Source organism: Streptomyces sp. NPDC024017 (assembly GCF_040638895.1).
GTDB lineage: Bacteria > Actinomycetota > Actinomycetes > Streptomycetales > Streptomycetaceae > Streptomyces.
Genome location: NZ_JBEZYZ010000006.1, coordinates 198,343 through 216,639, shown reverse-complemented (window position 1 = coordinate 216,639; position 18,297 = coordinate 198,343). Strand labels below are relative to the sequence as shown.

The following is an 18,297-nucleotide window of genomic DNA, read 5'->3' as shown; positions in this document are numbered from 1 at the left end:
AAGTCCTGTCTGGCAGGCGGTGGTTCACCCAGGTGGACCGCCGCCTGTTGCGCTTTCTACCTCCGTACGAGCCGGAACACCCGGATCTCCCGCTCCACCCGCGCCTGGTACGCCGCGTACGGCGGCCAGAACGCCAGCAGCGCCTGCCACGCCGCCGCCCGCTCCTCCCCCGTCAGCAGCCGGGCCGTGACCGGGACGTCCCGGCCCTTCCAGCTGATCTCCGCGTCGGGATGCGCGAGCAGGTTGTGGCTCCAGGCGGGGTGCCCCGGCCGTCCGAAGTTGGATCCGACGAGGATCCAGCAGCGCCCTCCGTCCTCCGGCATGCAGGCCAGGGGCGTACGACGGGGCAGCCCGCTCCTCGCCCCGGTCGAGGTCAGCACCACCCCGGGCAGCAGTTGTGCGCTGAGCAGCACCTTTCCCCGGGTGAGCCGGTGGACGGCCCGGTCGAGGGCGGGCACCACGTGCGGCGCCACGCGCGCGAAGCCCCTGGTCGACGACACCTTCTGCACCACGCGCGCGCCCCTCATGTGCCGGCCTCCTCGAAGACATGTGCCGCGTCGGCCGCGTGCGCCCGCAGCCGGTGCACCGGCCCGAACAGCAGCTCGTCGCCGGCGGCACGCTTGAAGTACAGGTGAGCCTCGTGCTCCCAGGTGAACCCGATGCCGCCGTGCAACTGGATCCCCTCTGCGGCGGCTCGGCGCAGGGCTTCGAGCGCCTGGGCGAGGGCGAGAGAGCCGGCCGTCTCCCCCCGGGCGGGGGCGGTGGCTTCGGCGGCGGCCCAGGCCGCGTAGTACGCCGCCGAGCGGGCCGCCTGGACCTGGACGTACGCGTCGGCCAGCCGGTGCTTGACCGCCTGGAACGAGCCGACCGGCCGCCCGAACTGCTCGCGCTGCCCCACGTACTCGACGGTCCGCTCCAGCACCCTCCCGGCGGCCCCCACGGCCTCGGCGGCGAGGCAGGCGGCGGCGGTGTCGCCGAGCCGGGCGAGGGCGGGGAGGACGTCGGCGGCCTCGCTGCCCAGCAACTCGGCCGGTGTGTGTCGCAGTTGGACACGGCCCTGCGGACGGGTCGCGTCCAGGGCGGTCTGCCGTACGCGGGTGAGGCCGGCGGCGTCGGCGCGCACCAGGAAGAGCAGCACACGGGAGCGGGCGAACCCCCCGGTGTGCGCGGCGATCACGAGGAGCCGGGCGCTGTGGCCGTCGAGCACCTGGTCGACCTGCCCGTACAACTGCCAGCCGCCCTCCGTGCGCCGGGCCTGCACACCCCCGGCCCGTCCCCCGCCGGCCCACTGCCCGCGCCGGTCGTGGCCGGTGAGCGCGAGGGCGGTGGCGAGGGCGGGCCCCGGTACGGCGAGGGCGGCGGTGAGTCCGCCGGAGGCGAGGGCCGGCAGGAGCTCGGCGCGTTGGGCGCCGGTGCCGAGGGCGAGCAGCAGCGGGGCGGTGAGGACCGCGGTGGCGAGCAGGGGGGTGGGGGCGAGAGCCCGGCCCGTCTCCTCGCAGGCCAGGGCCAGTTCGGTCACCGTGCAGCCGACGCCGCCGTGGGTCTCGGGGAGGGCCAGTCCGGGCAGGCCGAGCTGTTCGGCGAGGGTGGTCCACAGGGCGGGGTCGTGTCCGGCCGGGGTGTCGACGGCGGCCCGCAGCTCCTCCGGTCCGCAGCGCTTGCCCAGCAGTTCGCGCAGGGTGCGGCGGATCTCGTCCTGTTCGTCGGTGAAGCGGGCGTCCATGGGGCACACCTCTCTCCGCATCTGACGGTGCGTCATATTAGGGCGACGGAACGGGGAAGCCCAGAGCCCTGCCGCGTCCGCGCACATCTGATGTACCGTCAGATTCATGGTTGCCCGGAGGAAAGTGGCCGTCGTCGGCGTGGCCCTCTCGGACTGCGGCCGCGTGGACGACGCGACCCCGTACGCCCTGCACGCCCAGGCCGCCCGACGGGCCCTGGCCGACGCGGGCCTGGACCGGTCGCTGGTCGACGGCTTCGCCTCGGCGGGCCTCGGCACCCTGGCGCCCGTCGAGGTCGCCGAGTACCTGGGCCTGCGCCCCACCTGGGTCGACTCCACCTCCGTGGGCGGCTCCACCTGGGAGGTCATGGCGGCCCACGCGGCGGACGCGATCGCGGCCGGGCACGCCCGCGCGGTGCTGCTCGTCTACGGCTCGACGGCCCGCGCGGACGTGAAGGCCCGCCGCCGCACCGGGACGCTGTCCTTCGGCACGCGGGGACCCCTGCAGTTCGAGGTCCCGTACGGCCACACCCTGATCGCCAAGTACGCCATGGCGGCCCGCCGCCACATGATCGAGTACGGCACGACGATCGAGCAGCTGGCGGAGGTGGCGGTGCAGGCCCGGGCCAACGCGGCCCTCAACCCGGAGGCGATGTTCCGCACCCCGATCACGGTCGACGAGGTCCTGGCCGGGCCCATGATCGCGGACCCCTTCACCAAGCTGCACTGCTGCGTCCGTTCCGACGGCGGGGCCGCGGTGCTGCTGGCGGCGGAGGAGTACGTACCGGACTGCCGCACCTCGCCGGTGTGGGTGCTGGGGACCGGGGAGTACGTCTCGCACGCGGCCATGTCCGAGTGGCCGGACTTCACGGTGTCGCCGGCGGCGGTGAGCGGGCGGCTGGCGTTCGAGCGGGCGGGGGTACGGCCGTCGGAGATCGACTTCGCCGAGATCTACGACGCGTTCACCTACATGACGCTGGTGACGCTGGAGGACCTCGGCTTCTGCGGGAAGGGCGAGGGCGGGGCGTTCGTGGAGAAGGGGCGGCTGCGGGTCGAGGGCGGTGAGCTGCCGGTGAACACCGACGGGGGCGGGCTGTCGGCCCAGCATCCCGGGATGCGTGGGCTGTTCCTGCTGGTGGAGGCGGTGCGGCAGCTGCGCGGGGACGGCGGGGAGCGGCAGGTGCGGCGGGGCGACGGCTCGCTGCCGCGACTGGCGGTGGCCTCGGGGACGGGGGGCTGGTTCTGCTCGTCGGGGACGGTGGTGCTGGGGGCGGGGTGAGGGGCCCTGCGCTCTCCCCCGCCGTGCGCGATCAGGTACGTGCCGGCCGAAGGGCCGGTCCTCGGCACGCCCCCGGCCCCCTCCCCGCGTGGAACCGGTGACAATCGAGGCATGGCAACCGATCTTCACGAGCTGCTGAGGTCACTGCGGGTCTGGGACCCGAAGGTCACGGACCTGCCCTCCTTCGAGCCGGCCACCGCTCCGGCCGCTCCCCTGCCCCTGTTCGCCGAGTGGTTCGCGGCGGCGGTGGCGGCCGGCCAGACCGAGCCGCACACCATGTCGCTGGCGACCTCGGACGAGTCGGGCCTGCCCGACGTACGGATCGTGATGCTGCACGGCGCGGACGCCGACGGCTGGTCCTTCGCGTCCCACGCCGGCAGCCGCAAGGGCCGGCACCTGGCCGGCCGCCCGTACGCCGCGCTCGGCTTCTACTGGCCGGTGCTGGGCCGCCAGGTGCGGGTGCGCGGCCCGGTGACGGCGGCCCCGTCCGAGGAGGCCCAGGGCGACCTGCACGCCCGCTCGACAGGCGCGCTGGCGGCGGCGCTGACCGGGAGGCAGAGCGAGGTCCTGCCCTCTCTGGACGACCTGGCCCGGGCCTCGGAGCAGGCGTGGGAGCGGGCGTCGCGGGAGCCGGAGGCGCCGGTGTCGTCCTGGACGCTGTACCGGCTGCGGCCCGATGAGGTGGAGTTCTTCCAGGGGGACGAGCGACGGCGACACGTCCGGCTCCGCTACCGGCGGGAAGGAGAGCAGGCCGGAGAGGTGTGGTCGCGGGAGCTGCTGTGGCCGTGAGGGGGCTGGGGCGCGGGGCTCACGACGGCCAATGGGCCTAGACCCAGGGCGGCTTGAGAACTAGGCCCCGGGTACCGGCCGGACAGGCCCGCGGTCCGATTCGCGGGGCTCCGGCGCCGGTTAGCGTCGCAGCATGCGTATAGGACTTCTCGGCACCGGAAACGTCGCCCGCGCCCTGGCCCACGGCTGGAGCGCGGCGGGACACGACGTCCTCCTCGGTTCACGCAAGCCCGGGGAACGAACGGACCTGACCCTGCCCGTGGCAGGCCTGAACGAGACGGCGGCCCATGCGGAGGCCCTGGTCAACGCCACCCCGGGAACCGTCTCCCTGGACCTGCTCCGCTCCCTCGGGGCCCCCGCGCTGGCCGGCACGCTGCTGATCGATGTCGGGGTCGGTCTCTCCGACGACTTCACCGAGCTCTCGCATCCCAACAGCAGCCTGGCCGAACAGCTCCAGGAGGCCTTCCCGCAGACCCCCGTCGTCAAGACGCTGTGCACCATGGACTCGACCGCGATGACCGCGCCGGACGGCCTGGCCGGCCCGACCACGGTCTTCCTCTCCGGCAACGACCCCCGGGCCAAGCGGACCACCGGCCACCTGCTCACCGACCTGGGCTGGCCCCCCTCGTCCCAACTGGACATCGGCGACATCACCACGGCCCGCGGCCAGGAGCACTTCGCCCTGCTCTTCATGGGCATCGCGAACGGCCTGGGGTCCCACACGTTCAACATCCGGGTGGTCCCCCGGGCGTCTGCCTAGCCGTCGCTCTCCGACGCGAAGTCGTACACCTCGAAGTCCGCCACCGGCCGGTATCCGATCCGCTGGTAGAGGCCGTTGCTGGTCGGGTTGGACAGGTCCGTGAAGAGGAGGACCTCCTCCGCGCCGGCGGCCAGGGCGGCGCGGCTGACCTCGGTCGTCGCCGCGCCCGCGTAGCCGCGGCCGCGCAGGTGGGGTGGGGTGTAGACCGAGGCGACGCGGACCTGGCCCGCGACCAGGGGGCTGGTGCCGGCCATGGCGGCGGGTGTGCCGTCGGGGGTCTCCCAGAAGATGATGTCGCCGCTGTCGATACGGGCGTCTGCCCACTCGGCGGAGTCGCGGACCGTGCCCAGGCCGACGGCTTCACTGAACTCGTCGTGCCAGCGCCGGAGTTGCTCGCGGTCCGCCTCGACGGCGACCCTGGGGCCGCCCGGCGGTACGGGTCCGGGCGCGGTCAGGGTGCCGAGCCGGTAGAGCCGCTGGCGCTGACGCAGGGTGGCCGTGGCGCCCGTGCGCAGCTGCCAGGCTTCGGCGAAGGCGGCCGCGGTGTCGCATTCCGCGTTCACTCCGGGCAGTCGCCGGCCGAGGGCGGCCAGTCGCGCGGCGAGGGCGTCGGCGTCCTCGGGGGTGAGGGCCGTGAGGTTCAGCCAGTGCGGTGGGGTGCGGAAGAAGGTCGCCCGGACCTCTCCCTCCCGTTCCAGTACGCCGAACTCCGGCGCCCCGTCGCCGTACACGCACCGGCCGCGCGTCCGCAGCGTCTCCGTGACCGTCAACGGCACGGTGTGCAGCGCCGGCCGGGAGCGGAGGAAGGCGCCCGCGCGGGTCAGGAAGTCGTCGAGGTCATGGGTGAGGTGCCAGCCACCCGTAGCGGTACCGGAGTCGGTCTCGGTCTCGGTCTCGGTCTCGGTGTCCATGGTTCATGGTGCCGCCTGCCGCCTTCCGGGCACTTCTGATTTTTCGGCGGGCCCCCCGCCTCGGCTCACTTGCCGCTGCCCTCCGCCAGCGTGTGCGCCACCAGCGCGTTGGCGTGGCCGTGCCCCAGGCCGTGTTCGGTCTTGAGCCAGTTGACGAGCTCCATGTGCCGGGTCAGCGGCGAGGTGCGGATGAGCTCCTGCCAGTCGGCGATCGGCCGTCCGTACTTCTTCTCGATGGAGGGGAAGTAGCTGGCGGGGCCCTTCACGGGTGCGGTCATCTCGGCCGGTCCCTCTCTTCTTCGCGGCTGGGCTGCGGTTGCGCCTCGGCTGCTCTTCGGTTGTCGGTTATGACCGGCGGGGCGGTACGGACTGATCGGTCAGCCGCAGTGACGCGCGTCACATCAGTGCGCTCTGCCCGCCCAGTCCTCCTCACGGGTCCGCCGGTTCCGGGTCCGTGGCCAGGCGTGCGTGCAGATGGGCGTCCCGGAACGCGTCGTGCCGCTCCTCCTGGAAGATCGCACCGCGCAGGGTGCCCTCGTACGAGAAACCGCATCTCTCGGCGATCCGGCACGACGCGTCGTGACCGACCGCATGATCCAACTCCAGCCGGTGCAGGCCGAGTTCCCTGAGCGCCCAGTCGGCGGTGAGCAGGAGGGCCCGGGTGGCGACGCCCTGGCCGCGGGCCTCGGGGAGGACCCAGTAGCCGACCCGGGCGACCTTCAGGTGGTACTTGATCTCGTTGACGCCGATGTGCCCCAGCGGGGCATCGCTGCGCGCGTCCGCGACCCGGAACGACACCGACGTCCCCTCCAGGGCACTCTGCGCCCGCGCGAGCAGCGACTCCCGCGCACTCGCCCGGTCCGTGACCAGCCGCAGCGGGGTGTTCCAGCGCCGGAACTCCGGATCACGCAGCCCTCGCAACCACGTGTCGACGTCGGCGCCGGACCCGGCGTCCCAGGGGCGCAGACGGAGGCCGTGGCCGTGGAGGTCCGGGTGGGGGCCGGTCGGGGACTGGTCACGTATGGGGGCCATGGGTCCCATTCAAACCCGTGGTGCGCGGTTCGGGGCGCCGTGCCGGAGAGAATGCGGTTGCCCTCGATCCGGCTCGCCCGGACGATCGGAGTGTGACTGCGGAGTTGTTCCTGATGGTCGGCCTTCCGGGGGCCGGAAAGACCACGAGAGCCCGGCCTCCCGGGTGGCCCGGCCGGCCGCAATGGGCCGCCGACCGGCGGCCGTCGCTCGTCCGACCGCTCAGGCCCTCGGCACCGTCCGGAACACCGGGACCCCTTCCCGGAACGCCACTTGCAGTTCCGTCCCGCCCGCCAGGTCCGGATCCCCGGCCGCGAGCGGTTCCAGCGCTTCTCCCGCCCCGACGATCTCCGTCATCATCCGCGGTCCCTCGGCGAGTTCGACCACAGCGGCGACGTACGGGACGCGTTCCGAGAACGGCGGCAGGTCGTTGCGGTGGACGACGGACCATGTGTAGAGCGTGGCGCGGCCGCTCGCCGGCTCCCACGTCACGTCCTCGCTCCAGCAGTGGGGGCAGAACTCGCGCGGGTAGTGGTGGGCCCGGCCGCAGGCCCCGCAGCGGCGGATCAGCAGCCTGCCCTCGGCGGCCGCGTCCCAGTATGTCCGGGTGAAGGCGTCGGTCTCGGGCAGGTCGTGGCGGCCGGCCATCAGAACAGCCCCAGCGCGCTGTCCAGCGACCACGACTGCCAGGACATCCCGAACAGCCCGACCACCGACATCAGCGCCATCATCGAGTTCTGCCCCTGCTCGGCGACGTCGTGGACCATGAGCGTGAAGTAGAGGGCGTTGAGGAGGAACCCGCCGATCAGGGCGATCGGGGTGAGGAAGCCGGTGATCAGGCCCAGTCCGAGCGCCAGTTCCGCGTAGACGACGACGTACGCCATCACGCGCGGGTGCGGTGCGACGGCCGTTTCAAAGCCCGAACGGACCGCGTTCCAGCGGTGCTCGGCGGCTATGCCGGCCGCCCACGCGATGCCGGTGCCCCGCTCGAACCAGGCCTTGCGGTCCTTGTGCCGCCAGCTCTCCAGCCACCACAGCCCGAGCCCGATCCGCAGCACGGCCAGCCATTCCGCTCCGGTGAGCCAGATGGTCTCCATGCGATCTGACGGTACGTCAGTTCTTCGGATGCGCAAGGCCCGGTGGGCGCCCGACTACTGGAACGAGGGCCACGGCGCGAACACCGACCCGGGCGACTTCATCCGGTGGATCGCCGAGGTCACCGGCCACCAGCGCGGCAAGGAGACCGCCGCGCGTCCGGCACGGCCTCCGGTCTCCCCCTCCGCCACCGGAGGGCCATGCCCGCCACCGGAGGGCCCTGCCCGTCACCAGGAGGGCCGTGCCCGCCACCCGCCAGAAACGATCACCACCCCGCCACAACCAGGCCGCTGCTCCACGAGCCCCACCCCCTCCCGCTACAGCCGTGATCAAAGCGAAACCAATTCCGGTCTTGACCGAGACCCATCAAGCGGTCCCGTGATTACGCTCCCGCTCATGGCCGACTCCACACCCCCCACACACGCCACCGCGCAGCCCCCACCCGACCGCCCCGTCTACGTCATCGGCGGCGGCCCCGGCGGGCTCTCCGCCGCGTACGCGCTGCGCGCCCGGGGCATACGTGCCATCGTCCTGGAGAAGTCCGACCATGTCGGTGCGTCCTGGCGCCGCCACTACGACCGGCTGCACCTGCACACCACCCGCCGCCTCTCGGCCCTGCCCGGGCTGCCGATGCCACGCAGGTTCGGGCGGTGGGTGTCCCGGGACAACGTGGTGCGGTACCTGGAGAAGTACGCCGAGCACCACCGCCTCGAGATCGTCACCGGCGTCGAGGTGTCCCGCATCGAGCGCTCCCCCGACGGCACGGGCTGGCTACTGCACGCCACCGGCGGCCGCGAACTGACCGGCGCGGCGGTGGTCGTCGCCACCGGCTACAACCACACCCCGCGCCTGCCGGACTGGCCCGGCCGCGCCACGTTCACCGGCGAGTTCCTGCACGCCGGTGAGTACCGCAGCGGCAAGCCCTACGCCGGCCGGGACGTCCTGGTCGTCGGGGTCGGCAACACCGGCGCCGAGATCGCCGCCGACCTGATGGAGAGCGGTGCCTCCCGGGTCCGGCTCGCCGTGCGCACCGTCCCCCACATCGTGCGCCGCTCGACCGCGGGCTGGGCCGCCCAGTACAGCGCCGTCCTGGTCCGCCGGCTGCCGGTCGGCCTGGTCGACCGGATCTCCCGGGTGCAGGCCAAGGTGGCCGTGCCCGACCTGTCGGCCCACGGGCTGCCGCGTCCCGACACCGGGCTGTACACGCGGGTGAAGCAGGGTGCCATCCCGGTGCAGGACGTCGGCCTGATCGACGCCGTGCGCAAGGGCACGGTGGAGATCGTGGCCGCCGTGGACAGCTTCGAGGACGGCGGCAAGATCGCCCTCGCCGACGGCACCCGGATCTCCCCGGACGTGGTGATCGCCGCCACCGGGTACGTCCGCGCCCTGGAGGACCTGGTCGGCCACCTCGGCGTGCTCGACGACCGAGGCAGGCCCGTCGCCCACGGCGCCCGCACCCCGGAGAGCGCCCCCGGGCTGTACTTCACCGGGTTCACCAACCCGATCAGCGGCAACCTCCGCGAGATGGCACTGGACGCGGTGAAGATCGCGAAGGCCGTCGCGAGGAAGGGCCCGGGGAGGGTGTCCCGCCTGCCGGTCTGAGCACCTGCCCGACGGCAAAGCGCCCATGAGTCGGTCCGGTCGGCAACTTCGCCCGTACACAGCCGTTCCTGACCTCGCGTCAGTTCAGTAATCTGACAGTGCGTCAGTTAGCGGCTGTCTCACAGGAGCGGGCGGAAACGATGCTTGGATCGACCCACGGCACCCTCACCACCGACTCCCGCCGGACTTGGGCCATCGCCTGTGGCGAGCGGTCCGGTCCCGCCGTGCACGGCAGGCCGGCCCAGGCGGGCGACCTGGACGTCAGCGGACGACCGCTGCACGCCGGCGTACCCGACCTCGACCGCTTCTTCCGCCCCCGGTCCGTCGCCGTGATCGGCGCCTCGGACGCGGAGGGGCGCCCCCGCACCGGTGTCACCCGGCAGCTGATCGACTGGGCGGAGCGGGTCGGCGCCCGGCTGTACCCGGTGCATCCCAGCCGGCCGTCCGTCTTCGGCGTCCCCTGCTCTCCGTCCGTCGCCGACCTGCCCGAACAGGTCGATCTGGCCGTGGTGCTGGTCGGCGACCCCCTCCCGGTGATCGAGGAACTGGCCGAGGCCAAGACGCGGTTCGCGGTCGTCTTCGCGTCCGGGTTCGCGGAGACCGGGCCGGAGGGCGAGGCCGCCCAGCGGCGACTGACCGCCGCCGTCGAACAGTCCGGGCTGCGGCTGCTGGGGCCCAACACCAACCTCAACGCCTTCGAGCGGTTCCGCGACGACCTGGAGGGTCCGGCGATCGCGTTGATCACCCAGTCCGGCCACCAGGGCCGCCCCGTCTTCGCCCTGCAGGAACTCGGCATCCGCCTCTCCCACTGGGCCCCCACCGGCAACGAGGCCGACCTGGAGACCGCCGACTTCCTCTCCTACTTCGCCGAGCAGCCCGAGGTCGGCGCCATCGCCTGCTACCTCGAAGGGCTCAAGGACGGCCGCTCCTTCCTGCTCGCCGCCGACCGGGCCGCGCGGCTCGGTGTGCCGGTGGTCGCCGTCAAGGTGGGCCGCACCGAGACAGGCTCCCGCACGGCCGCCTCCCACACCGGCAAACTGACCGGCGCGGACGCGGTGGTGGACGCGGCGCTGCGCCAGTTCGGCGTGATCCGGGTCGACGGGCTCGACGAACTCCAGGACACGGCCGCCCTGCTGGCCCGGGCCCGCCCGCCGCGCGCGGACGGGGTCGTCGTCTACTCGATCTCGGGCGGCACGGGCGCGCACGTCGCCGACCTGGCGACCGAGGCGGGCCTGAGCCTGCCGGTCCTGTCCGAGGCCAAGCAGGCCGAGCTGCACCAGTGGATACCCGAGTACCTGAACGTCGCCAACCCGGTCGACAACGGCGGGCACCCCGTCGGCGACTGGCGCGGCCGGAAGATCATCGACGCGATTCTCGCGGACCCCGGGGTGGGCGTGCTGATCTGCCCGGTCACCGGGCCGTTCCCGCCGCTCAGCGACCGGCTCGTACGGGACCTGGTGGACGCGGCCGAGGAGACCGACAAGCTCGTCTGCGTGGTGTGGGGTTCGCCCGTCGGCACCGAGCCGGCCTACCGCGAGGTCCTGCTCGGCTCCTCCCGCGTGGTCACCTTCCGCACGGTCGGCAACTGCCTCACCGCCGTCCGCGCCCACCTCGCCCACCACCGCTTCACGGCCGCCTACCGCTCCCCCTTCGACGAGGCCCCGCGCACCCTCTCGCCGTCCTACCGCAAGGCGCAGGCCCTGATGCAGCCCGGCCGGCAGCTGAGCGAGCACGCGGCGAAACAGCTGCTGCGGGCGTACGGCATCCGCGTACCGCGCGAGCAGCTGGTGACCAGCGCGGCGGCGGCCGTCCGCGCGGCCGGGCTCGTGGGCTACCCGGTGGTGATGAAGGCCTCCGGCGCCCGGATCGCCCACAAGACCGAGCTGGGCCTGGTGAAGATCGGGCTCACCTCGGCCAGCCAGGTCCGCGACGCCTACCGGGAGCTGACCGACATCGCCCGCTACGAGGACGTCGCCCTGGACGGCGTCCTGGTCTGCCAGATGGTGGAGCAGGGCGTCGAGATGGTCGTCGGTGTCGCCCACGACGACCTGTTCGGCCCGACCGTGACCGTCGGACTGGGCGGCGTGCTGGTCGAGGTGCTGCGCGACACCGCCGTAGGGGTGCCGCCCTTCGGGGAGGAGCAGGCGCGGGACATGCTCGCCGGGCTGCGCGGGCGGGCCCTGCTCGACGGGGTCCGGGGGCGGCCGGCGGCGGATCTGGACGCGCTGGTCGAGGTCGTCCTGCGCGTGCAGCGCATGGCCCTGGAACTGGGCGACCAGCTCGCGGAGCTCGACATCAATCCGCTGATGGTCCTGCCCCACGGCCAGGGCGCCGTGGCGCTGGACGCGCTGGCGGTGTGCCGCTGATGACGCGGGCCGCGCTGCTGCACACGACCGGCGACCACGTCCTCTCCCTCACCCTCAACCGGCCCGAGAGCCTCAACGCCCTCACGCCCGAACAGCGCGAGGACATCATCCGGTTGCTGTCGGAGGCCTCCGCCTCGGCGGAGGTGCGGGCTGTCGTGATCACGGGGACGGGACGCGGCTTCTGCGCCGGAGCGGACCTCCGGGCCGCCGGCACGGTCGGCGAACGCCTCGCGGGCGATGTCGCACGCGCCCTGCGCACCGGCGCCCAGCGCCTGATCGCCGCCGTACTCGACTGCGAGAAGCCGGTGATCGCGGCGGTGAACGGCACGGCGGCGGGTCTCGGCGCGCAGCTGGCGTTCGCCTGCGATCTGGTCCTCGCGGCCGAATCCGCCCGCTTCATCGAGGTGTTCGTACGCCGCGGGCTGGTCCCCGACGGCGGTGGGGCCTATCTCCTGCCCCGCCTGGTCGGCCCGCAGCGCGCGAAGGAGCTGATGTTCTTCGGCGACGCGCTCAGCGCGCCGGACGCCGAGCGCCTCGGGCTCGTCAACCGGGTCGTCAGGGACGAGGAGCTGGAGAAGACGGCGCGCGCATGGGCCGAGCGCCTGGCCTCCGGGCCGACCCGCGCCCTCGCCCTGACCAAGCAGCTCGTCAACGCCTCCCTCGACACCGACCGCGCCGCCGCCTTCGCCGCCGAGGCCGCGGCGCAGGAGATCAACATGACGACGGCGGACGCGCAGGAGGGCGTGCGGAGTTTCGTGGAGCGGCGCAGCCCGGAGTACAGGGGCCGCTGACCCTTCCCGCCTCTTCCTATCTGACGCTACGTCAGTTTCAATGCTGGATGTGATGGGACAAGCAGGAATGGCCGAAGCCGCCGTCCGCTACCTCAGGTCGGTCCGCACAGCCGCGGAGCCCGTCGAGGCCCTGCCGCGGCCCGACCTTCGGTGCGTCGGCGCCGACGAACGCGCCCCGCTCGACCCCCGGGAGTTCCGCCGGGTCCTGGGCAGCTTCGCGACGGGCGTGGCCGTGGTCACGGCCCCTGCCGCCACCGCCGGCGAACCTCCCGCCGGCTTCGCCTGCCAGTCCTTCACGTCCCTCTCCCTCGACCCGCCCCTGGTCGCCTTCATGGTCGGCCGGACGTCGACGACCTGGCCGCGGATCGCCCGCGCCGGGGTGTTCTGCGTGAACGTCCTGGGCTCCCGCCAGGGCGAGTTGTGCCGGGCTTTCGCGGTGAGCGGCGCGGACAAGTTCGCGGGCGTGGCCTACGACGCGGCTCCGGCGTCGGGCTCACCCCGCCTGACGGGCGCCGTGGCCTGGATCGACTGCGCGATCCACGCCGTCCACACCGGCGGCGACCACCTCGTCGTGGTCGGCCGGGTGAACGCCCTCGGCACGGAGGACGCCGCCGGGTCGGACGGACCGCTGCTCTTCCACCGGGGGCGCTTCGCACGGCTGGCGGACTGACTCCACCGTCACCGCCCGACATGTCCCGTGCGGTGTCGGGTCGGTGGGGCGGTCACGTGCAGAACGCGGGTCCGCGAGCAGGAGCGAGCTCCCCGCTCCCCCCAGAATGGGCCGGGCGGGGAGCCGGCCGCCGTCACCGGCGGCGGGGGCATCGGGTGATCCGGGTTCCGGCGGATCGGGAAGGCACAGCCACATGAACGCCGAAGACAGCGCGGGGGAGCCGGCCGAGCACGCTCGTTTCGCCGCCTACCTGGTCGAGCTGGAACAGGTCGCCGACGCGGACGAGATCGAGCTGGTCGGCGGCGTCCTCGCCGACCCGGATCCCGTGATGGCCCGGGCCGCCGTGGTGCGGCACCTCGACCGCCGGGCCGAGCGGCTCTGTCACGGACCTGCCTGGGAGGAGTGGGCCGAGGCCATGGCCCGGGCGGTGGTCCGCCATCCCTTCCTGGTCCGGCGCCTGCAGGAGTGGTCCCTGTTCCGCGCCGTCACGCTCCGGCTGCCCTGGAATCCCGGCGACCTCCTCGCGTCGTCCGACTGGCTCCAGCTCAGGACCGCGGCCGGATCGAGCCCCGAGGCCCTCGGGGTCCTCGCCGAGAGCGGCCGGACGAAGAGGATCCGCAACACCGCCCGGGCGAACCTCACGGGGCGGGTCAAGGGCTGAACCCCGGCGATTGGCCCGGTTCAGGCCACGGCCACCTCGCCCGCCGCCCTCCGCCGGATCACCAGCGCCATCAGCGCCGCCGCCGCGCACAGTGCCCCTGACGCGTACCACACCACGTCGTACGTGCCGAAGGTGTCGCGGGCGACGCCGCCCAGGAAGGCGACGAGGGCCGCCCCGATCTGGTGGGAGGCGAGGACCCAGCCGAAGACGATCGCGCTGTCCTCGCCGTACTGCTCACGGCACAGGGCGAGGGTGGGCGGGACGGTGGCGACCCAGTCGAGGCCGTAGAAGACGATGAAGAAGATCATCGGGGGGTGGACAGCGGGGCCCAGCAGGAGCGGGAGGAACATCAGCGAGACGCCCCGCAGCGCGTAGTACACCGCCAGCAGGCGGCGCGGCTCGAAGCGGTCCGTGAACCAGCCGGAGGCGATCGTGCCGACGACGTCGAAGACGCCGATGACCGCGAGCAGGGACGCGGCGGCTTGGAGGGGCATGTGGTGGTCGTGGGCCGCGGGGATGAAGTGGGTCTGGATCAGGCCGTTGGTGGAGGCGCCGCAGATCGCGAAGGTGCCGGCGAGCAGCCAGAACGGCCCGGTGCGTACGGCCGAGAGCAGGACGGTCACGGCCCGGCGCGCGGCGCCGCGCACGGGCGGCGGCTTCGGCACGAACTCGGCGGCGCCGTACGGCTTCTGCCCCACGTCCGCCGGGTGGTCGTGCAGCAGGAGCCACACGAACGGGACGACCGCGAGCGCGGCGAGCGCGACCGTCACGGCCGCCGGGCGCCAGTCGTAGCGGTCGATGATCCAGGACAGCAGGGGCAGGAAGATCAGCTGGCCGGAGGCCGAGGCGGCGGTGAGGATGCCGCTGACCAGCCCGCGCCGTTCGGTGAACCAGCGGTTGGTGACGGTCGCGGCGAAGGCCAGCGCCATGGAGCCGGAGCCGAGACCGACCAGCAGGCCCCAGCACAGCATCAGCTGCCAGGCCGCGGTCATCCACACGGTGAGCCAGGAGCCGGCCGCGATCACGGTGAGGGCGACCGCGACGACCCGGCGGATGCCGAAGCGGTCCATCAGGGCCGCCGCGAACGGGGCCGTCAGGCCGTACAGCGCGAGATTCACCGAGACAGCGGCACCGATCGTGCCGCGCGACCAGTCGAACTCGTCGTGCAACGGGTCGATGAGCAGGCCCGGCACGGAACGGAAGGCGGCGGCGCCGATGATCGTCACGAAGGTGACGGCGGCGACGAACCAGGCACGGTGCACCCGCGCACGAGTCGGCTTCGGCGACTGCTCCGCAGCCGCCGCTTCGGTTGTCTGGGTCACGACATAGAGCTTCCGATCTGTGAAGCACTCCATCGAGTGGCCCGAAGGACAGCATTCGTTAGGATCGGGCCATGAGCCGTGAGAGGGAGTTCCGCCCGCACCGCGTCGTCGTCCTCGCCCTCGACGGCCTGCTCCCCTTCGAACTGGGCATCCCGCACCGCATCTTCGGCCGCCCCAAGGACGCCGAGAGGCGCCCGCTGTACGACGTCGTCACCTGCTCGATCCGTCCGCCGGGCCCGGTGCAGACCGACGCCGACTTCGCCATCCAGGTCGAGCACGGCCCCGAGGCCCTGGCCACCGCCGACACCGTGATCGTCCCGGCGTCGTACGAACTCGGCCCGGTCTTCGAGCAGGGCGTGCTGACCGGCGAACTGGCCGCCGCCCTCGCCCGCATCCGCCCCGGCACCCGGCTCGCCTCCATCTGCACCGGCGTCTACGTCCTCGCCGCCGCCGGTCTCCTGGACGGCCGCCCCGCCACCACGCACTGGGCCGACGCCGAGCGCCTCCAGCGGCTGTTCCCGCAGATCAAGGTCGACCCGGGCGTCCTGTTCATCGACGACGGCGACGTCCTGACCTCCGCCGGCGTCGCGGCCGGCATCGACCTGTGCCTGCACATGGTGCGCCGCGACCACGGCACGGCGGTCGCCAACGACGTGGCCCGCCGCACGGTCGTACCGCCGCACCGCGACGGCGGTCAGGCGCAGTACATCCACCGGCCCGTGCCCGATCCGCAGCAGGCGACCACGACCTCGGCCCGCGCCTGGGCCCTGGGCCGTCTCCACGAGCCGATCCAGCTGCGCGACATGGCCGTCCAGGAGTCCATGTCGGTGCGCACCTTCACCCGCCGCTTCCGCGAGGAGACCGGCGTCAGCCCCGGCCAGTGGCTCACCCAGCAGCGCGTGGAGCGGGCCCGTCACCTGCTGGAGTCCACCGACCGCTCCGTCGACCAGGTGGCCCGGGACGCGGGCTTCGGCACGGCCCAGTCGATGCGCCAGCACCTCCAGGCGGCCCTCGGTGTCACGCCCACCGCCTACCGGCGGACGTTCCGGGCGGAGAACGACACCTCCGCCGTCCTCAGAAGGTGAGCACCGCCCGCGCCACCCGCCCCGCCTCCGCGTCCGCCGCCGCCTTCTCGAAGTCCTCGACCGGGTAGGTCCGGGTGACCAGTTCGTCGAGCAGGAGGCGCCCCTGGCGGTACAGCCCGGCGTACAGGGCGATGTCCCGCTGGGGGCGGGAGGAGCCGTAGCGGCAGCCCAGGACGGACTTGTCGAGGTACAGCGAGGAGACGCGGAAGGACGCCTCGGCCGTGGCGGGCGGTACCCCGAGGAGGACGGCCTGGCCGTGCCGGTCCAGGGCGTCGATCGCCTGCCGGATCAGCTCCACGCGGCCGACGCACTCGAAGGCGTGGTCCACGCCCGTGGGCAGGATGTCGCGCAGCCCTTCCGCCGACGTCAGGAAGTCGGTCGCGCCGAACCGGCGTGCCGCCTCCTCCTTCGCCGGGTTGGCGTCGACGGCCACGATCCGCCCGGCGCCCGCGAGCCGCGCGCCCTGGAGCACGTTCAGGCCGATGCCGCCCGTCCCGATGACCAGGACGCTGTCGCCGCGGTCCACCCGCGCCCGGTTCAGTACGGCGCCCACCCCGGTCAGCACCCCGCACCCGATGAGCGCCGCCGACGTCAGCGGGATGTCGTCGGGGATGCGGACGGCCTGTACGGCCTTGACGATCGTGCGCTCGGCGAACGCCGAGTTGGACGCGAACTGGTGCACCGGCGAGCCGTCGTGACCGAAGGGCCGGCCCGGGCGTCCTATGGCCTGGCGGCACATGGTCGGCCGGCCCCGGTCGCACTCCGCGCACGTACCGCAGTTCGCCAGCGTGGACAGCGCGACATGGTCACCGGGCGACACATGGGTGACGCCCCCGCCCACCGCCTCCACGACCCCGGCCCCCTCATGGCCCAGCACCACGGGAACGGGGAAGGGTATGGTCCCGTCCACCACCGACAGATCGCTGTGGCACAGCCCGGCCGCCGAGATCGCGACCCGCACCTCGCCCGGCCCCGGCTCCCGCACCTCCAGGTCCGTCACGACCCGGACCTGCTTCCCGTCGAAGATCACGCCTCGCATCACACGGCTCCCTTGGGCTCCCTGGGCAGGCCGAGCACGCGCTCGGCGATGATCGTGCGCTGGATCTGGTCCGAGCCGCCGTAGATGGTGTCGGCCCGGGAGAAGAGGAACAGGTGCTGCGCCGCGTCCAGTTCGTACGGCGACTGCGCCGACCAGTCGGCCGGTCCGACGCTCGCCGTGGCGCCCCGCACCTGCACCGCCAGCTCCCCGAGCCGCTGATGCCAGCCGGCCCACAGCAGCTTGGCCACGCTCGGGGCACCCGCGTCTCCGGAACCCCCCAGTGTGCGCAGGGCGTTCCAGCGCATCGTCCGCAGCTCCGCCCACTGCCGCACGAGCCGTTCCCGTACGACGGGATCCCGCACCGCGCCCGACGCCACGGCCGCCCGCACCACACCGTCCAGCTCCTGGGCGAACCCGATCTGCTGGGCCAGCGTGGACACACCCCGCTCGAAACCGAGCAGGCTCATGGCGACGCGCCAGCCGTTGCCCGCACCGCCGACGACGTGCTCCGCGTGCGCGCCGTCGAAGAAGACCTCGTTGAAGTCGCTGGTGCCCGTCATCTGGCGGATGGGGCGGACCTCGATCCGGCCGGGCTGGTCCATGGGGACGAGGAGGAAGGTCAGCCCGTGGTGCCGCACCGAGCCGGGTTCGGTCCTGGCCAGCACGAAACACCAGTCCGCCTCGTGCGCGAGCGACGTCCAGATCTTCTGCCCGGTCACGCGGTAGGCGCGGCCGCCCGGCTCGCGCACGGCCGCGGTACGGACACCGGCCAGGTCCGATCCGGCGCCGGGTTCGCTGTAGCCCTGGCACCAGAGTTCCTCACCGGCGGCGATCGGCGGGAGGAAGCGGGACTTCTGCTCGTCGCTGCCGTGGGCGATGAGCGTGGGGGCGAGCAGGTTCTCCCCGATGTGCCCGGAGCGCGGGGGCGCGGCCGACCGCGCGTACTCCTCGGCCCAGACGACCTGCCGGGTGAGGCCGGCGGTGCGATTGCCGTACCCGGAGGCGGACCATCCGAGCCCGATCCATCCGGCTGCGCCGAGGGTGCGTTCCCAACTACGCCGGTCGGTGGCGTCCTCGGCGTGCGCCGCCAGCCAGTCGCGCGCCTCGGCACGAAAGTCCTCGTCGTCTTGCCCGAACCCGAATTCCACGGTCACCGCCTCGGATTGGCCAGGTCCTTC

The 18,297-nt window shown here is 73.3% G+C and carries 19 protein-coding genes; 9 read left to right on the top strand and 10 right to left on the bottom strand.

The features are described from left to right. Positions 1–56 precede the first annotated feature (56 nt). Positions 57–527: a nitroreductase family deazaflavin-dependent oxidoreductase gene (locus AB0G20_RS18075; RefSeq protein WP_361303010.1), complete on the bottom strand. Its 471-nt coding sequence runs from the start codon at positions 525–527 to the stop codon at positions 57–59. Next, positions 524–1,723: an acyl-CoA dehydrogenase family protein gene (locus tag AB0G20_RS18070; protein WP_361303007.1), complete on the bottom strand. Its 1,200-nt coding sequence runs from the start codon at positions 1,721–1,723 to the stop codon at positions 524–526. The genes AB0G20_RS18075 and AB0G20_RS18070 overlap by 4 nt, the downstream gene beginning before the upstream one ends. Before the next feature lie 106 nt (positions 1,724–1,829). Between AB0G20_RS18070 and AB0G20_RS18065 the strand changes: the two genes are divergently transcribed. The 3 genes from AB0G20_RS18065 to AB0G20_RS18055 all read left to right on the top strand — a co-directional run bounded on the left by AB0G20_RS18065 (position 1,830) and on the right by AB0G20_RS18055 (position 4,548). After that, positions 1,830–2,999 carry an acetyl-CoA acetyltransferase gene (locus tag AB0G20_RS18065; protein WP_361303004.1) on the top strand — a complete coding sequence of 390 codons (1,170 nt, stop codon included), beginning with the start codon at positions 1,830–1,832 and terminating at the stop codon, positions 2,997–2,999. Between the two features lie 111 nt (positions 3,000–3,110). Beyond that, positions 3,111–3,788, top strand: coding sequence for a pyridoxal 5'-phosphate synthase (locus AB0G20_RS18060; RefSeq protein ID WP_361303001.1), 678 nt, complete (start codon positions 3,111–3,113; stop codon positions 3,786–3,788). Positions 3,789–3,921: 133 nt separating this feature from the next. Then, a complete protein-coding gene (locus tag AB0G20_RS18055) occupies positions 3,922–4,548 on the top strand; it encodes an NAD(P)-binding domain-containing protein (RefSeq protein ID WP_361302998.1) in 627 nt (208 codons plus the stop codon). Here AB0G20_RS18055 and AB0G20_RS18050 read toward each other — a convergent pair. The 5 genes from AB0G20_RS18050 to AB0G20_RS18030 all read right to left on the bottom strand — a co-directional run bounded on the left by AB0G20_RS18050 (position 4,545) and on the right by AB0G20_RS18030 (position 7,585). Beyond that, positions 4,545–5,459, bottom strand: a complete 915-nt coding sequence (locus tag AB0G20_RS18050; protein WP_361302995.1) for a GNAT family N-acetyltransferase — start codon at positions 5,457–5,459, stop codon at positions 4,545–4,547. The two genes, AB0G20_RS18055 and AB0G20_RS18050, sit on opposite strands and share 4 nt — an antisense overlap. 65 nt (positions 5,460–5,524) lie before the next feature. Beyond that, positions 5,525–5,737, bottom strand: a complete 213-nt coding sequence (locus AB0G20_RS18045) for a DUF4287 domain-containing protein (RefSeq protein ID WP_361302992.1) — start codon at positions 5,735–5,737, stop codon at positions 5,525–5,527. 151 nt (positions 5,738–5,888) lie between these two features. Next, entirely contained in the window at positions 5,889–6,491 is a 603-nt protein-coding gene (locus AB0G20_RS18040; protein ID WP_361302989.1) for a GNAT family N-acetyltransferase, read from the bottom strand. A 219-nt stretch (positions 6,492–6,710) separates the two neighbouring features. Further along, positions 6,711–7,136: a Zn-ribbon domain-containing OB-fold protein gene (locus tag AB0G20_RS18035; protein ID WP_361302986.1), complete on the bottom strand. Its 426-nt coding sequence runs from the start codon at positions 7,134–7,136 to the stop codon at positions 6,711–6,713. After that, on the bottom strand, positions 7,136–7,585 hold the full coding sequence (locus tag AB0G20_RS18030) for a DoxX family protein (RefSeq protein WP_361302983.1): 450 nt from the start codon (positions 7,583–7,585) through the stop codon (positions 7,136–7,138). The genes AB0G20_RS18035 and AB0G20_RS18030 overlap by 1 nt, the downstream gene beginning before the upstream one ends. A 394-nt stretch (positions 7,586–7,979) precedes the next feature. On the opposite strand from AB0G20_RS18030, the gene AB0G20_RS18025 reads away from it, so the two are divergent. The 5 genes from AB0G20_RS18025 (at position 7,980) to AB0G20_RS18005 (ending at position 13,673) form a co-directional block, all read left to right on the top strand. Then, positions 7,980–9,185 (top strand): NAD(P)/FAD-dependent oxidoreductase, encoded by a 1,206-nt coding sequence (locus tag AB0G20_RS18025; RefSeq protein ID WP_361302980.1) that lies wholly within the window; start codon positions 7,980–7,982, stop codon positions 9,183–9,185. A gap of 140 nt (positions 9,186–9,325) precedes the next feature. Beyond that, entirely contained in the window at positions 9,326–11,551 is a 2,226-nt protein-coding gene (locus AB0G20_RS18020; RefSeq protein ID WP_361302977.1) for an acetate--CoA ligase family protein, read from the top strand. Further along, on the top strand, positions 11,551–12,342 hold the full coding sequence (locus tag AB0G20_RS18015; RefSeq protein ID WP_361302974.1) for an enoyl-CoA hydratase-related protein: 792 nt from the start codon (positions 11,551–11,553) through the stop codon (positions 12,340–12,342). The genes AB0G20_RS18020 and AB0G20_RS18015 overlap by 1 nt, the downstream gene beginning before the upstream one ends. Before the next feature lie 52 nt (positions 12,343–12,394). Beyond that, positions 12,395–13,012, top strand: coding sequence for a flavin reductase family protein (locus tag AB0G20_RS18010; protein ID WP_361302971.1), 618 nt, complete (start codon positions 12,395–12,397; stop codon positions 13,010–13,012). A 193-nt stretch (positions 13,013–13,205) separates the two neighbouring features. Then, on the top strand, positions 13,206–13,673 hold the full coding sequence (locus AB0G20_RS18005; RefSeq protein WP_361302968.1) for a hypothetical protein: 468 nt from the start codon (positions 13,206–13,208) through the stop codon (positions 13,671–13,673). A gap of 20 nt (positions 13,674–13,693) precedes the next feature. Here the strand turns inward: AB0G20_RS18005 and AB0G20_RS18000 are convergent, their stop codons facing one another. Beyond that, on the bottom strand, positions 13,694–14,995 hold the full coding sequence (locus AB0G20_RS18000; protein WP_361302965.1) for an MFS transporter: 1,302 nt from the start codon (positions 14,993–14,995) through the stop codon (positions 13,694–13,696). 71 nt (positions 14,996–15,066) lie between these two features. On the opposite strand from AB0G20_RS18000, the gene AB0G20_RS17995 reads away from it, so the two are divergent. After that, entirely contained in the window at positions 15,067–16,080 is a 1,014-nt protein-coding gene (locus AB0G20_RS17995) for a helix-turn-helix domain-containing protein (protein WP_361302962.1), read from the top strand. Here the strand turns inward: AB0G20_RS17995 and AB0G20_RS17990 are convergent. Both AB0G20_RS17990 and AB0G20_RS17985 read right to left on the bottom strand, forming a co-directional pair. Next, positions 16,070–17,119, bottom strand: coding sequence for a Zn-dependent alcohol dehydrogenase (locus tag AB0G20_RS17990; RefSeq protein WP_361302959.1), 1,050 nt, complete (start codon positions 17,117–17,119; stop codon positions 16,070–16,072). The genes AB0G20_RS17995 and AB0G20_RS17990 overlap by 11 nt on opposite strands. Beyond that, on the bottom strand, positions 17,119–18,267 hold the full coding sequence (locus AB0G20_RS17985) for an acyl-CoA dehydrogenase family protein (RefSeq protein WP_361303845.1): 1,149 nt from the start codon (positions 18,265–18,267) through the stop codon (positions 17,119–17,121). Before AB0G20_RS17985 ends, AB0G20_RS17990 begins: the two co-directional genes overlap by 1 nt. Positions 18,268–18,297 lie beyond the last annotated feature (30 nt).